This is a genomic window from Nonomuraea sp. NPDC003560, assembly GCF_042878785.1.
Classification (GTDB): Bacteria; Actinomycetota; Actinomycetes; order Streptosporangiales; family Streptosporangiaceae; genus Nonomuraea.
This window is the reverse complement of sequence record NZ_JBIAOF010000005.1, coordinates 345791-360578: the sequence shown is the minus strand read 5'-3', so window position 1 is coordinate 360578 and position 14788 is coordinate 345791. Positions and strand designations below refer to the sequence as shown.

General features: G+C 73.0%; 12 protein-coding genes. 8 read left to right on the top strand and 4 right to left on the bottom strand.

Annotation, left to right across the window (positions count from 1 at the left end; all coding sequences use genetic code 11):
• The first annotated feature begins 71 nt into the window (after positions 1–71).
• Positions 72–917, top strand: coding sequence for a bifunctional DNA-formamidopyrimidine glycosylase/DNA-(apurinic or apyrimidinic site) lyase (mutM, locus tag ACFYUV_RS22285; protein ID WP_357973056.1), 846 nt, complete (start codon positions 72–74; stop codon positions 915–917).
• Here the strand turns inward: mutM and ACFYUV_RS22280 are convergent.
• A complete protein-coding gene (locus tag ACFYUV_RS22280) occupies positions 865–2019 on the bottom strand; it encodes an MFS transporter (protein WP_387670992.1) in 1155 nt (384 codons plus the stop codon). The two genes, mutM and ACFYUV_RS22280, sit on opposite strands and share 53 nt — an antisense overlap.
• 93 nt (positions 2020–2112) lie before the next feature.
• On the opposite strand from ACFYUV_RS22280, the gene ACFYUV_RS22275 reads away from it, so the two are divergent.
• The 7 genes from ACFYUV_RS22275 to ACFYUV_RS22245 all read left to right on the top strand — a co-directional run bounded on the left by ACFYUV_RS22275 (position 2113) and on the right by ACFYUV_RS22245 (position 11996).
• Complete coding sequence (locus tag ACFYUV_RS22275) at positions 2113–3015, top strand: LysR family transcriptional regulator (RefSeq protein WP_364330347.1); 903 nt, start codon at positions 2113–2115, stop codon at positions 3013–3015.
• Positions 3012–3320 (top strand): acylphosphatase, encoded by a 309-nt coding sequence (locus ACFYUV_RS22270; RefSeq protein WP_387670990.1) that lies wholly within the window; start codon positions 3012–3014, stop codon positions 3318–3320. The genes ACFYUV_RS22275 and ACFYUV_RS22270 overlap by 4 nt, the downstream gene beginning before the upstream one ends.
• Positions 3321–3510: 190 nt before the next feature.
• Positions 3511–3705 carry a hypothetical protein gene (locus ACFYUV_RS22265; protein ID WP_026214481.1) on the top strand — a complete coding sequence of 65 codons (195 nt, stop codon included), beginning with the start codon at positions 3511–3513 and terminating at the stop codon, positions 3703–3705.
• Positions 3706–3866: 161 nt separating this feature from the next.
• Positions 3867–7568, top strand: a complete 3702-nt coding sequence (gene smc, locus ACFYUV_RS22260) for a chromosome segregation protein SMC (protein ID WP_387670988.1) — start codon at positions 3867–3869, stop codon at positions 7566–7568.
• Between the two features lie 67 nt (positions 7569–7635).
• Positions 7636–8811 carry a signal recognition particle-docking protein FtsY gene (gene ftsY / locus ACFYUV_RS22255; protein WP_358288490.1) on the top strand — a complete coding sequence of 392 codons (1176 nt, stop codon included), beginning with the start codon at positions 7636–7638 and terminating at the stop codon, positions 8809–8811.
• A gap of 253 nt (positions 8812–9064) precedes the next feature.
• Positions 9065–10741: a tetratricopeptide repeat protein gene (locus ACFYUV_RS22250; RefSeq protein ID WP_387670986.1), complete on the top strand. Its 1677-nt coding sequence runs from the start codon at positions 9065–9067 to the stop codon at positions 10739–10741.
• A gap of 4 nt (positions 10742–10745) precedes the next feature.
• The gene (locus ACFYUV_RS22245; protein WP_387670984.1) at positions 10746–11996 is read left to right on the top strand and encodes an MFS transporter; all 1251 of its coding nucleotides are present in this window, start codon (positions 10746–10748) and stop codon (positions 11994–11996) included.
• Here ACFYUV_RS22245 and ACFYUV_RS22240 read toward each other — a convergent pair.
• Genes ACFYUV_RS22240 through ACFYUV_RS22230 form a run of 3 tightly spaced genes read right to left on the bottom strand, consistent with a single transcriptional unit; the run spans position 11926 to position 14785 of the window.
• On the bottom strand, positions 11926–12720 hold the full coding sequence (locus ACFYUV_RS22240) for an ABC transporter ATP-binding protein (protein WP_358288482.1): 795 nt from the start codon (positions 12718–12720) through the stop codon (positions 11926–11928). The two genes, ACFYUV_RS22245 and ACFYUV_RS22240, sit on opposite strands and share 71 nt — an antisense overlap.
• A complete protein-coding gene (locus ACFYUV_RS22235; RefSeq protein WP_387670982.1) occupies positions 12717–13760 on the bottom strand; it encodes a FecCD family ABC transporter permease in 1044 nt (347 codons plus the stop codon). Before ACFYUV_RS22235 ends, ACFYUV_RS22240 begins: the two co-directional genes overlap by 4 nt.
• Complete coding sequence (locus ACFYUV_RS22230) at positions 13757–14785, bottom strand: iron ABC transporter permease (RefSeq protein WP_358288477.1); 1029 nt, start codon at positions 14783–14785, stop codon at positions 13757–13759. The genes ACFYUV_RS22235 and ACFYUV_RS22230 overlap by 4 nt, the downstream gene beginning before the upstream one ends.
• Between the last annotated feature and the right edge of the window lie 3 nt (positions 14786–14788).

Genomic DNA, 14788 nt, shown 5'->3' with positions numbered 1-14788 from the left:
TGTGACTGCGGATCCGTCCCCGTCGCGGCATGCCCTGCGGCCGGGGAAGTCGAGAGGACGGTGGGTGCACGGTGCCTGAGCTGCCAGAGGTCGAGGTCGTCAGGCGCGGCCTGGCGCAATGGGTCGTCGGCCGCGAGATCGCCGCCGCGGAGGTGCTCCACCCGCGCGCGATCCGGCGGCACGTCCCCGGGGCCGACGAGTTCACCGCCCGCCTGAAGGGCCGTACGGTGTTGTCGGCCGAGCGCCGCGGCAAATACCTGTGGCTGCCCCTGTCGGGCGGCGAGGAGGCCCTGCTGGCCCATCTGGGCATGAGCGGCCAGCTGCTCGTCGTCGATCCGCAGACGCCGCCCGAGAAGCACCTGCGCGTCCGCCTCCGCTTCGAGGACGGCGGCCCCGACCTGCGCTTCGTCGACCAGCGCACGTTCGGCCACGTCATGCTGACCCCGCTCGTCGGCGGCGTGCCCGCGCCGATCGCGCACATCGCGCCCGACCCGTTCGAGGCGTCGTTCGACGAGGCGGAGTTCACCCGCCGGCTCAGGGCCAGGCGCACCGAGATCAAGCGGGCGCTGCTGGACCAGTCGCTGATCAGCGGCGTCGGCAACATCTACGCCGACGAGGCGTTGTGGATCGCCCGGCTCCACTGGGCCCGTCCCACCGAGACGCTGACCCGTCCGAAGGTCGCCGAGCTGCTGGCCGGCGTGCGCACGGTGATGGGCGCCGCCCTCCAGCAGGGCGGCACCTCCTTCGACAGCCTCTACGTCAACGTCAACGGCGAGAGCGGCTACTTCGACCGGTCGCTGGAGGTCTACGGCCGCCGCGACCTGCCGTGCTCGCGCTGCGGCACGCCCATCAGGCGGGAGGCGTTCATGAACCGGTCGTCGTACTCCTGCCCCAAATGCCAGCGAAAGCCGCGGTGAGCAGCGCCAGCGCGGCGCCCAGCCACATCACCGACGAGATCGACACGCCGTCCACCACCCGGCCGCCGACGAACGAGCCGAGCGCGATCGAGACGTTGAACGCCCCCACGAACAGCGCGGTGCCCAGCTCGCCCCCGCCCGACCGCATGATCCACAGCTGCAGCGCCACGCCGACGCCGCCGTAACCGAGGCCCCACACGACGAGCATGACCAGGGGCAGCCCGACCAGCGCCAGCGCCGCCGTGGAGGCGGCGATGAGGAGGGCCAGGACGATCAGCACCGGCTTGGGGTCGCGGGCCGCCCTGGCGCCCGCCACGAAGTTGCCGACGACGCCGGCCGCGCCGTACACCAGCAGGGCGACGCTGACCAGGCCGGGACCGGCGTCCGCGACCTGCTCCAGGAACGGCCGGACGTAGGTGTAGGCCGCGAAGTGCCCGGTGATGATCAGCACGGTCGCCGCCAGCACGACCCGCAGCGCCCCCGGCAGCGGCGCGCGGGAGCCGCCCGAGGCGGCCTCGCCCGGCATCGGCGGCAGCACGGCGGCCAGCAGCCCGAGCAGCACCAGCGCCAGCCCGCCCATGACCGCGAACGACGTGCGCCACCCCGCCGCCGAGGCGATGAGCGTGCCCGCCGGCACGCCGAGCACCGAGGCCACCGACACGCCGCCGAGGATCACCGACGTGGCCCTGCCCACCGAGCGCTCGGGCACCAGCCGCAGGCCCAGCCCGGCCGCGAAGGCCCAGAACCCGCCGATGCTGATCCCGGTCAGCACCCGCGCGCCCAGCATGACGGGGAAGCTCGTCGCGAACGCCGCCGCCAGGTTGGCCACCGCGAGCAACGCCATCAGGCCGAGCAGGGGGACGCGCCGGTCCAGCCGCCGGGTGGCCAGGGCCAGCACGGGAGCCGAGACGGCCGCGACCAGCCCCGGCAGCGACACCATCAGCCCGGCGGTGCCGTCGGACACGCCCAAGCTGGCGGCGATCGAGGTCAACAGGCCGACGGGCAGCATCTCGCTGGTCACGATGGTGAAGGTGCCCACCGCGACCGCGAGGACGGCGAGCCAGCGGGCCCGCGCGACAGTGGAGGTCTCAAGAGTCGTCATGCCGTTCAGCCTCCTCATCGGCCGGGGACGGAACAATGACGAAGCTCGAAGCCTTGCTTTAGGCAGGCTAAGCGATCGCGTCCGGGGAGTGGCATGGAGTTCAGAGAACTGGAGTGCTTCGTCGTGCTGAGCGAGGAGCTGCACTTCGCGCGTACGGCCGAGCGCCTGTATCTGTCGCCCGGCCGGGTGAGCCAGCTCATCGGGTCGCTGGAGACCCGGATCGGCGGCCGCCTGTTCGACCGCACCAGCAGGCGGGTGGGCCTGACGCCGCTCGGTCGGCGCTTCCTGGCCGACCTGCGGCCCGCCTACGACGGCATGGCGGCGGCCGTGTCGCGGGCGACGGCCTCGGCGCGGGAGGTGGCGGGCCTGCTGCGGGTGGGGTTCCTGGCCACGCCTACCGAGATCGTCACCGGCAGCGTGGCGGCGTTCGAGCGGCGGTATCCCGGTTGCATGGTGGAGCTGGTCGAGGTGCCGCTCTCCGACCCGTTCAGCAAGCTGCGCGAGGGGCGGGTGGATCTGACGTTCACGCTGCTGCCGCTGGAGGAGCCCGACCTGGAGGGCGGCGCGGAGCTGAACCACTGCCCGGTCGAGCTGGGGCTGTCGGTACGCCATCCGCTGGCCGGCCGCGCCGGCGTCGACGCCGAGGAACTGGCCTCGGTCGCCCTGTTCGGCCTCGACGACCCCGCGCCGCGCCGCTGGCAGGAGCACATCGCCCCCACCCTCACCCCGTCCGGGCGGCCGATCGCGCGGGCCGGTTCGGTGGCCACCACCCAGGAGGGCCTGACGCAGGTCGCGCTGAACCGCGGCGGCATGCTCTTCTGCAAGCCGAGCGCCGACCACCATCGCCGTCCCGACATCGCGTTCGTGCCGGTCGACGGCCTGCCTCCGTCGATCCTGGGCCTGGCCTGGCTGCGCGCCGGACGTACGGCCTCGATCCTCGCCTTCAACGAGTTGGCCATGGAAGTCGTACGGCGGCATGAGACGGTGGCGGCATGACGGATACGAAGAGTAATGGCGACAAAGGTTCGGAAAACGTCCGAGTAACCGCCTGGGTGCGGGGGAGGGTCCAGGGGGTGGGCTTCCGGTGGTGGACGCGCGCGAGGGCGTTGGAGCTCGGCCTTGCCGGCTGGGCGCGGAACACCGACGACGGCCGGGTCGAGGTCGTCGCCGAGGGCCCGCGGGAGGCGTGCGTCAAGCTGTTGGAGCTGCTCAAAGGTTGCGACACGCCGGGAAGGGTCGATGGAGTAGTGGAACGATGGAGCGAACCCCGAGGTAGTTTGGGCGGTTTTGTAGAGCGGTAGTCGCTTTTGCTAAACGGCCCAAATAGGGTATAGTTGTATGTCGGGAGTGCCTATCAGTAGGGCGTTGCGGTTGGATCGACTTGACCGCCCACACTGCCGGTGCGACTCTTGTTAAGTACCACGCGCACCCCTCCCGCGGAATAGAAGTGCGCGAACCAGTCTGGTCACTCAGCGTGGAGGACCCTTTACCATGGCGAAGGCTCTACTCGGCCACGTCGGCGGTCCTGACCCTCGGATGGTCTCGGAGATGCGCCGCTTGCAGCAGCGTATCCGGGATCTGGAGGCAGAACTCATCCGACTTCAGGCCACGAATGACGCTCTTGCGGCGCAAACCCGCGACGAAGCGCTCAGTCGCTTGCAGGAGCGCGAGCCGGCACTCACCTGAGAGTGATCGGAGCGCAAGACCCAGGGACGTCTCGAAGAGGCGTCCCTTGTTATTTTCCCTGGTGAAAAAGCGCTGGTCATCGACATGCCCACGAGCGGCGGCCGAGACCAGTAGGCTTTTCCGAAGCCCGTTCAGCCGAGGCCGGGGAGGAGGGTCGGCGTTTGTACCTGAAGAGCCTCACCCTGCGCGGCTTCAAGTCCTTCGCCTCCGCGACCGCCCTTCGCCTCGAACCCGGCATCACGTGCGTCGTCGGCCCCAACGGCTCGGGCAAGTCCAACGTCGTCGACGCCCTGGCCTGGGTCATGGGCGAGCACAGCGCCAAGTCGCTGCGCGGCGGCAAGATGGAGGACGTCATCTTCGCCGGCACCTCCTCCAGGCCGCCACTCGGCCGGGCCGAGGTGACGCTGACCATCGACAACTCCGACGGCGCGCTGCCGATCGACTACACCGAGGTCACGATCAGCCGGCTGATGTTCCGGTCGGGGCAGAGCGAATACGCCATCAACGGCGACACCTGCCGCCTGCTCGACATCCAGGAGCTGCTGTCCGACTCGGGCATCGGCCGCGAGATGCACGTCATCGTCGGCCAGGGCCAGCTCGACGCCGTGCTGCACGCCGGGCCCGAAGACCGCCGGGCCTTCATCGAAGAGGCTGCGGGCGTGCTCAAGCACCGCAAGCGCAAGGAAAAGGCGCTGCGCAAGCTCGACTCCATGCAGGCCAACCTCACCCGGGTGCAGGACCTCGCCACCGAGCTGCGCCGCCAGCTCAAGCCGCTCGGCCGCCAGGCGGAGATCGCCCGCAAGGCCGCCGTCATCCAGGCCGACCTGCGCGACGCCCGGCTGCGGCTGCTCGCCGACGACCTGTGCATCCTGCGCGCCACGCTCGAACGCGAGGCCGCCGACGAGGCCGCCGTCACCGCCCGGCGCAACCAGGTCGAGGCCGAGCTGGCCGAGGGCCAGCAGCGCGAGGCCGCCCTGGAGGCCGCCGAGGCCGAGACCCAGCCCCGGCTGAGCGCCGCCCAGGAGACCTTCTTCAGGCTCTCCTCCCTGCGCGAGCGCATCACCGGCCTGGAACAGCTCGCCGCCGAACGCCACCGCCACGCCCTCGACGCCGCCGCCATCGAACGCCGCGGCCGCGACCCCGAAGACCTCGAACGCGAGGCGGGCGAGGCGCGCGAGCAGGAAAAGATCCTGCGGGCCGAGCTCGAACACGCCCAGGAGCTGCTGGCGGAGGCCGTCGAGCGGCGGGCCGCGGCCGAGGCAGAGCTGGGCGCGGAGGAGCGGCGCCTGGCGATGGCCGCCCGTGCCGCCGCCGACCGCCGCGAGGGCCTGGCCAGGCTGCGCGGCCAGGTCGACTCCGTGCGCAGCAGGGCACGCGCGGCCGAGGAGGAGATCGGCCGGCTGGAGAAGGCCGTGGCCGACGCCGCCGAACGCGAACGGCAGGCCCTGGCCGACCTGGAGAACGAGCGGGCCGAGGAGCCGGCGGCCGATCCGGCGCTGGCCGAGGAGCTGGCCACCGCGCAGGCCGCGGTCGAGGAGGCCAGGGCCGCAGCCGACGCGGCCCGCGTGGCCGCCGACGAGGCCAAGGCCGGGCTCGGCGCGCCGCGGGCCGCCGTCCAGGCCGCCAAGGCGGGGGTCACCACGGCCCGCGCCGCCGACCAGGAGGCCCAGCGCTCGGTGGCCGCGCTGCGGGCCCGCCGCGACGCCCTGGAGCTGGGGCTGGCCAAGGGCGACGGCGGCGCCGCGCTGCTCGACGCCGACCTGGCCGGGGTGCTGGGCCCGCTGGCCGCCTCGATGCAGGTCACGCCGGGCGCTGAGCTGGCCGTCGCCGCCGTGCTCGGCCCGGTCGCCGAGTCCGTCGCGGTCAAGACGCTCGACACCGCCGTCGAGGCGCTCGGCCTGCTGCGCAGCACCGACGCGGGGCAGGTCACGCTGCTGGTGGCCGAGACCGGAGTTTCGGACACCGCGCACCACTCCCAGGTTGCTCGATCCCGGCCCGCCCCGCCGGACGGCGGGCGGTGGGCCGCCGATCTGGTCACCGTGCCCGACGAGCTGCGGCCGGCGCTCGACCACGTCCTGGCGAAGGTCGTCGTGGTCGCCGACCTCGAAGCGGCCCGCGAGCTGGTGGGACGGCGTCCCGAGCTGCGGGTGGTGACCGAGGGCGGCGACGTGCTCGGGGCCCATCTGGCCGGTGGCGGGTCCGCCGGCGGCACCTCCGTCCTGCAGGTGCGGGCGGCGCTCGACGAGGCCGTGCACGACCTGCGGGTGGCCGAGGCCACGGCGGAGGCGACGGCCGAGGCGCTCGACCAGGCGATCGAGGCCGAGCAGGCGGCCCAGACGGCCGTCGAGGCGGCCCAGGCGCACGTCAACGAGGCCCAGAGCGCGGTGACGGCGGCCCAGGCCGGGGTGAGCGCCGCGCAGGGCGTGCTCGACCAGGTCAGGGCCCGCCAGCGGGAGGCCGACCAGCGCAACGCGGCGGCGGCCAGGCGGCTGGCCCAGCTGGAGGCCGCCGCGCACGCCGCGCACGCCGAGGCCGAACGCCTGGCCCGCAGCGTCACCGCGGCCCAGGACTCCCGCACCGAGGGGCTGGAGGAGCTGGCCGAGCTGGAGATCCGGCTGGCCGAGGCCGAGTACGCCCAGGAGCTGGAGACCGAGCCCACCACCGACCTGCGCGACGACCTGGCCGCCACGTGCGAGACGGCCCGGCAGCGCGAGATGGACACCCGGCTGCAGGTGCGCACCGCCGAGGAGCGCGTCAAGGGCATCGAGGGCCGTGCCGACGGCCTGCTGCGGGCCGCCCAGCGCGAGCGCCAGGAACGCGCCCAGGCCGCCGCTCAGCGGGCCAGGCGCAGGCGGCAGGCCGTGCTGGCCGAGGCGGTCAGCAAGGGCGCCAGGCAGGTGCTCGGGGCGCTCGCCTCGTCGATCCAGCTCGCCTCCCGCGAGCGCGACGACGCCGACCTCGCCCGCGTCGCCGTCGACGCCGAGCTGAAGCAGGTCCGCGTGCGCGTGCGCGAGCTGGGCCAGGAGCTCGACAAGCTGGTCAACCGGGTCCACGGGAGCGAGGTGGCCCGCACCGAGCAGCGCCTGCGGCTGGAGCAGCTCCAGGAGCGGGCGATGGAGGAGTTCGGCGTCGAGGTCGAGGCGCTGGTCTCCGAGTACGGCCCCGACGCGCCCGTCCCGGGCGACCCGCCGGTCCCGTACGTCCGGGAGGAGCAGGAGAAGCGGGCCAGGGCCGCCGAGCGGCAGATGACCCAGCTCGGCAAGGTCAACCCGCTGGCGCTGGAGGAGTTCGCCGCGCTGGAGGAGCGCCACGCCTTCCTGACCTCGCAGCTGGAAGACCTCAAGAAGACCCGGCGCGACCTGCTGACCGTGGTCAAGGAGGTCGACGACCGCGTCGAGCTGATGTTCGCCTCGGCCTACGAGGACGTCGCCCGCGAGTTCGAGCAGATCTTCACCCGGGTCTTCCCCGGCGGCGACGGGCGGCTCGTGCTCACCGACCCCACCGACATGCTCACCACGGGCATCGAGGTCGAGGCCAGGCCGCCGGGCAAGAAGGTCAAGCGGCTGTCCCTGCTGTCGGGCGGCGAGCGCTCGCTGACCGCGGTGGCGTTCCTGATCTCCATCTTCAAGGCGCGGCCCTCGCCCTTCTACGTGATGGACGAGGTCGAGGCCGCCCTCGACGACACCAACACCCAGCGGCTGCTGACCCTGTTCGAGGAGTTGCGGCAGAGTTCCCAGCTCATCGTCATCACCCACAACAAGCGCACGATGGAGATCGCCGACGCCCTGTACGGCGTGTCGATGCGCGGCGACGGCGTGACGCAGGTGGTCAGCCAGCGTCTGCGGGAGCGCGAATCCGCCTGATCCGGCCTGTCATCATCCGTGTGCCTTGGGCATGACCATGCCGGTCGATCTGGAAAACTGACATCTTGTGGATGGTTACCTCGGCGTCATAGTGATCGTGGCCGTCGTCGCCCTGCTGGCGGCCGGCGGCCTCTTCCTGCTGTTCAGGCCGGGTGGCAAGGCGGCGCCGCCCGTCCCGCCGCCGGAGGCGCCGCCGCTTCCCGAGGAGGAGAAGCGGCCCGCCGGCCCGGTCGAGGAGGCCGACGGCGCGGTCACCACGGTGCCGCCGCCGGTCCAGCCGGCCGAGCCGATGGTCATCGCCCCCGAGGTCGAGGTGCCGCCGCCGTCCGCTGGGCGGATGGTGCGGCTGCGCTCGCGTCTGGCGCGTTCGCAGAGCGCGCTCGGCCGCGGCCTGCTGGAGCTGCTGTCCCGCGACCGGCTCGACGACGACGTCTGGGACGAGATCGAGGAGAGCCTGATCACCGCCGACGTGGGCGTCGCCCCGACCCGCGCGATGGTCGAGGAGCTGCGCACCAAGGTCAAGGTGCTGGGCAGCCGCACGCCCGCCGAGGTCAGGGGCCTGCTGCGCGAGCAGCTTCTCGCCCAGGTCAATCCCGACCTCGACCGCAGCCTGCACGTGCAGAAGCACGGCGAGCGGCCTGCCGTGGTGCTGGTCGTGGGCGTCAACGGCACGGGCAAGACCACCACCACCGGCAAGCTCGCCCGCTCGCTCATCGGCGACGGCAAGACGGTCGTGCTCGGCGCGGCCGACACCTTCCGCGCGGCGGCGGCCGACCAGCTCCAGACGTGGGGTGAGCGGGTCGGCGCCGAGACCGTGCGCGGGCCGGAGGGCGGCGACCCGGCCTCGGTGGCCTTCGACGCCACGGCCAAGGGCATCGAGGACAAGGTCGACGTCGTCATCGTCGACACCGCGGGCCGCCTGCACACCAAGACCGGCCTGATGGACGAGCTGGGCAAGGTCAAGCGGGTCATCGAGAAGAAGGCCACGGTCGACGAGGTGCTGCTCGTCCTCGACGCCACCACCGGCCAGAACGGCATGCGCCAGGCCCAGGTGTTCGCCGAGGTGGTCAACATCACCGGCATCGCGCTCACCAAGCTCGACGGCACCGCCAAGGGCGGCATCGTGATCTCCGTGCAGCGCGAGCTGGGCGTGCCGGTCAAGCTCGTGGGGCTCGGCGAGGGGCCCGACGATCTGGCGCCTTTCGACCCGGATGTCTTCGTGGACGCGATCCTGGGCGACTGACCCCGTCTATCGGTCATGTCCTAATTCATGCCGAAATGGCCCTTACCAGAAAAGTCTTGAGTCGCTAGTTAGCTTTGTGCTGACATGTTCGGGTTATCCGCGATCACGTAAGGGATGCCCATGAAGAAGATCGTCGTCCATCGTCCCGGGACTGTCAGGCCCTCCACGCTCGCCTCGCCGCGACACGGCATTTGACCTGTCTCTGGGTCGGCGTTTCCACGCGGGAACGCCGACCGCTGGGAAAGGGGCGGTCGTGAGGACGATCGCCCTGGACGCCGACCGCCGGGCAGCCGGGCCGTACACGCTGGCCGCCGCGCTGCTCGACCTTCTGGTCCCCGAGGCGCTCGACCGGCGGCCCGACCTGGTCGCCGCCTACGACGTGGAACTCCGGGTCGCGGCGCCCCGCCTGCGGCCGCTCGTGCCGGTGCGCAGGCGCTCGCTGGCCGACGACCTGCCGAGGGGGCAGCGCATCCTCATCCCGGGGGCGCGGCGCAGCCTCAGGATCGCCAACGGGCTGGCCGAGTTCGTCCGCGAGCTGCTGGCCGTCACCGGGCCGCTCACGCTCGTCGTGTCGAACCTGGGCGAGGCCGACCACACCGACCGCGAGCTGGTCGAGGTGCTGCGCCGCCGGCTCGACCCGGGGCTGCTGCGCGTCGAGGAGGGCCCGTCGTCGCCCGGCGAGGGCCCGCTGTGCGCCGACTTCGACCGCTACCGCGACGAGGGCTTCCATCACGCGATGGTGGAGTCGGGCACGGAGGCGCTGCGCGGCATGGCGTACGAGGACGACCCCGAAGGGTGGCGGACCCTCGTGCAGCGCGTCGCCGCGGCCCTGGAGGCGGTGGAGCGCGAGGAGGAGGCCCGCGAGCTCTACGACCGGGCCAGGCGCCTCAGCACCGACCCCAAGCACCGGGCCACCATCGCCTACGCCACCGCGATGATCCTGGTACGCCACCACGACCCCGCCCGCCGCGACCCCGGCGAGGCGATGGCGTGGATCAACGAGGCCGTCACGATCACGTCGTTGCTGCCCGACCCCCGCGAACGCGCCTTCCACCTCGGCTTCGACCTCAACGGCAAGGCCCTGGTGGAGCTGCGCGCCGGCCGTCCGGACGCCGCGCTGCGGCTGGTCGAGCAGGCCATCGCCCTGGCCGACGAGCACCTGGCGGACGAGCACCCGGTCCACCGGCTCGTGCTGCGCGCCAACAGGGCGCAGCTGCTGGCCGGGGCCGGCCGGCACGAGGAGGCGCTGGCCGACTACACGGCGGCGATCGACGCCGATCCCGGCTATCCGGACTACTACCTCGACCGGGGCAACCTGCTGAACAAGCTGGGCAGACCGGAGGAGGCCCTGGCCGACTACGAGACCGTCATGCGGCTCAGCCCGCCCTTCCCCGAGGCGTACTACAACCGCTCGGAGCTGCGGTTCGCGGCCGGGGACCTGGACGGCGCCCGCGCCGACCTCGACCGCACGCTGGAGCTCGACCCCGACTTCGCGCCCGCGTACGTGAACAGGTGCGGCCTGCTCGCCCTCCACGGCGAGTACGAGCAGGCCAGGCAGGACGTGGAGCGCGGCCTCGCGCTCCGGCCGCGCGACGCCCACCTGCTCTGCGTGCTCGGCCAGGTGGAGACGGCCCAGGGCCGCCACCCGGAGGCGTACGCGGCCTTGGACGCCGCGCTGGAGCTCGATCCCGACCTGGCCGCCGCGTGGGGGAGCCGGGCCGTGCTCGCCTTCGAACGCGGCGACCCCGACGGCGCGCTGTCCGACCTGACCCGCGCGCTGAAGCTGACGGAGACGGCCGAGCTGCTGTTCAACCGGGCGATGGTCCACCGGGAGCTGGGACGGGCGAGGGAGGCCAGACAGGACCTGCTCAGAGCCGCCGAGCTGGCCCCCGGCGATCCGGACGTCGGGCGGGCGCTGGCCGAGGGGTGAGGAGATGTGCGGCCGGTACTGGCTCCTCCTGGGAGCCTTCCTCGCCTCCTCGCTCGGCACCTGGATCTACCGGCTGGCCCTGCCGCTGCTCGTCTACGACCTGACCGGGTCGGCGCTCGGCACAGGGCTGGTCTACGTGACCGAGTACCTGCCGTACCTGCTGCTGGGGATGTTCGGCGGGGTGATCGCCGACCGGTTCGACCGGCGGCGGGTGCTGGTGCTGGGCGACCTGGCGTCGGGGGCCGTCACCGTCGTGCTCGCCGTCCTGGTCACGGCCGGTGTGTCCCGGTTGTGGCCGATCTATGTGGTGGCGTTCCTGCTGGCCTGCGTGGACCCGCTCTACCAGCCGGCGTTCCGGTCGATCGTGCCCTCGCTGGTGGAGGTGGCGCGGCTGCCGCAGGCCAACGCCCGGCTGCACATCGGCGAGCACGCGGTCAACATGGCCGGGCCGGTGATCGGCGGCGCGCTGGTGGTGAACTTCGGCTACCAGGTGGCCGTCTACGCCGACGCGGGCACGTTCCTGCTGTCGGCGCTGCTGATCTCGCTGATCAGGACCGCGCCCGCGGCCGCTGCGGCGGTGCGGGGGCGGTCGGTGGTCGCCGACATGCGCGAGGGCCTGCGCTTCCTGACCGGCGGCGACCGGGTGGTGCTCACCACCGCCCTGTCCGCCGCGGCCTGCAACTTCGGCGTCTGGCTGCTGCTGGCGGGGCTGGTGTACTACCTCAGCTCGTACCACGGGTTCACGCCCGGGGAGATCGGCGTCGTCTACGCCTTCCAGGGGGTGGGCGCGGTGCTCGGGGCGGTGCTGGGCGGCAGGCTGGTGTCCAGGTGCCGGCCGGGCCCGCTGATCTGCTGGGCCATCGTGGCCGGCGGCCTGTCGATGCTGGCCATGATCCCGGCCAGGGGGCCGGTGCTGATCGGGCTGGCCTGGATGGGGCAGTTCGCGGCCGCCGGGACCTCGATCGTGGCGAGCATGACCGTCCGCCAGCTGCTCGTCCCCGACCACCTGCTCGGACGGGTGCTCGGCACGGCCAGGATGATCGCGTTCTTCTCCATCCCGATCGCCTCGCTGGTCACGGGGGTGTTCGAGTCGGCGGTGCGGAACGCGTACGCGCTGATGGCCTTCGCCGGGGTGAGCTGGCTGGCGATCGCGGCGGGCGTGGCGCTGTCGCCGATGCGCCGGGTCAGCCTCGCGCGGCTGCGAGCGGCCCGATCGGCACCACGAGAGGCGTCCCGGCGACCGGATCCTCGATGACCTTCGCGTCCAGTTCGAACACCTCGCGCAGCAGCTCCTCGGTCAGCACCTCGTGCGGGGCGCCGGCGGCCACGACCTTGCCGGCGCGCATGGCCACCAGCCGGTCGGCGTAGCGCGCGGCCAGGTTGAGGTCGTGCAGGACCATGACGACCGTGCGGCCGGCCTGCTCGTGCAGGTGCCGGACGAGCTCCAGCACCTCCACCTGGTGGGCCAGGTCGAGGAACGTGGTGGGCTCGTCGAGCAGCAGCAGGTCGGTGCCCTGGGCCAGGGCCATGGAGATCCACGCCCGCTGCCGCTGGCCGCCCGACAGCTCGTCGAGCGGGCGTTCGGCGAGGTCGGCCAGGCCGGTCATGGTCAGCGCCGCGGCGACGGCCGACTCGTCGTCGGAGGACCACTGCCGGTACCACGTCTGGTGCGGATGCCGTCCCCTGGCGACCAGGTCGGCCACGGTGAGCCCCTCGGGGGCCGAGGGCGCCTGCGGCAGCACGCCTAGGATCTTGGCCACCTCGCGGGTGGGGATGGCGTCGATGCGCTTGCCGTCCAGCAGCACCTGGCCGCCCTGGGGCTTGAGCAGGCGGCCGAGCGCGCGCAGCAGGGTGGACTTGCCGCAGCCGTTCGGGCCGATGATGGTGGTCACCGTGCCCGCCTCGACGCCCAGGTCGAGGCCGTCCACGATGGTCCGGTCGCCGTAGCCGAGCTTGACGCCCGCGGCCTGCAGCCTCATTTGCGTGCCCTCCAGATCAGGTGGATCAGGTACGGTGCGCCCAGCACGGCCGTGACGATGCCGACGGGCAGCTCGATCGGGGAGAAGACGGTCCGGGCGATCAGGTCGGCGCCCGCGGTGAGCGCGGCCCCGGTGACCGCCGAGCACAGCAGCGGCGGCCGGGCCGAGCGGGTCAGCCGGAGCGCGATCTGCGGCGCGGCCAGGGCCACGAACGCGATCGGCCCGGCCGAGGCGGTGGCCACCGCCGCCAGCAGCACGGCGGCCAGGATCAGCAGGGCGCGGGCGGCGTTCACGCGCACGCCGAGGGCGGTGACCACGTCGTCGCCGAAGCGCAGCGCGTCGAGCGAGCGGGTGCCGAGCAGGGTGGCCGGGACGAGCACCGCCAGCGCGAGCGCCACGGGCACGACGTGCTCCCAGCCGCGGCCGTTGAGCGAGCCGCTGATCCAGACCATGGCCCGGCCGGTGTCGTTGACGTCGCCGACGGTCAGCAGCCAGAACTTCACGTTCGTGAACACGGCGGCCACGCCGATGCCGACCAGGACCAGGCGGTAGCCGTCCAGGCCGCGCCGCCAGGCGAGGCCGTAGACGACGGACGCGCCGAGCAGGCCGCCGAGCAGGGCGAGCGCGGGGATGCCCAGGTCGGCCAGCAGGCCGCTGGTGCCGCCGTAGACGCTGCCGCTGGCCACCACGCCGGCCACGACGGTGACCGAGGCGCCGGTCGTGACGCCGAGGATCTCGGGGCTGGCCAGCGGGTTGCGGGCGATGGACTGGATGATCGCGCCGGACAGCGCGAGCGCGGCGCCGACCAGGGCGCCGGTCAGGGCGCGCGGCAGGCGCAGCTCCATGATGACGAAGTGGGCCGGGCTGTTGACGTCGAAGGTGCCCTGGAGCACCTCCGCCAGGCTCATCGGGAGGTCGCCGATGCGCATGTTCAGCGCCATGAGCACGACCAGGAGCGCCAGGCCGGTCACGCCGACGGCGACGGCGCGCGGGCGCAGCCGCCAGGACAGGGCGCCGAGGCGCAGCGGGAGCGCGGTCATAGCCGTACCGGCTTTCTGCGGCGGACCAGGGCGACGAAGAAGGGCGCGCCGATCAGCGCGAGGACCACGCCGACCTCCAGCTCGCCCGGAGGGGCGACCACGCGGCCGATCACGTCGGCGACCAGCAGCAACGCCGCCCCGACCAGTCCCGAGTACGGCAGCAGCCACCGGTGGTCGGTGCCCGACAGCGACCGGGCCAGGTGCGGCACGATCAGGCCCACGAACGCCAGCGAGCCGCAGGCCGCCACCGCCGCGCCCGACAGCAGGGTGACGGCGGCGACGCCGACCGTCCTGGTCAGGGCGATGTTCTGGCCGAGCGAGCGGGCGACGTCCTCGCCGAGCGACAGGGCGTTCAGGCCCGGGGCGTTGACCAGGGCGAGCAGCAGGCCGGCGAGGATGAACGGGAGCACCTGCCAGACCACGTCCGGGCCCCTGGCGGCGATCGAGCCGGACTGCCAGAAGCGGAAGACGTCCATGGCCTGCTCGTCGAGGAGCACGATGGCCGAGGTCATGGCGTACAGCAGGGCGCTGACCGCGGTGCCGGCCAGGGCCAGCGTGACCGGGGTGGGGCCGCCCCTGCCGCCCGTCATGCCGAGCGCGAACACCGCCACGCTCGCCACCAGCGCGCCCGCCAGGCCGAACCAGATGTAGGCGAGCAGGCTGGAGGCGCCGAGCAGGATGATCGAGGCCACCATGGCGAACGCCGCGCCCTGCGTGACGCCCAGCAGGCCGGGGTCGGCCAGCGGGTTGCGCGTGTGGCCCTGCATGAGGGCGCCCGCGACGCCGAGCGCGATCCCGGCCAGCACCCCGAGCACGGTACGCGGCACGCGCAGCGAGCGGATGATGATGTCGTTCTCGCTGCCCGTGGGCGCGGTGAGAGCCTGCCAGGCGTCGCCCGGCGGTACGGACTTCGAGCCGACCGTGATGCTCAGCACCACCCCGGCCGCGACGGCGGCGAGGAGGAGGAGCAGGAGGACGAGCCGCCGGCGCCGGATGCCGTGGAGGCGGGGCGCGAGCGCGGTCACCAG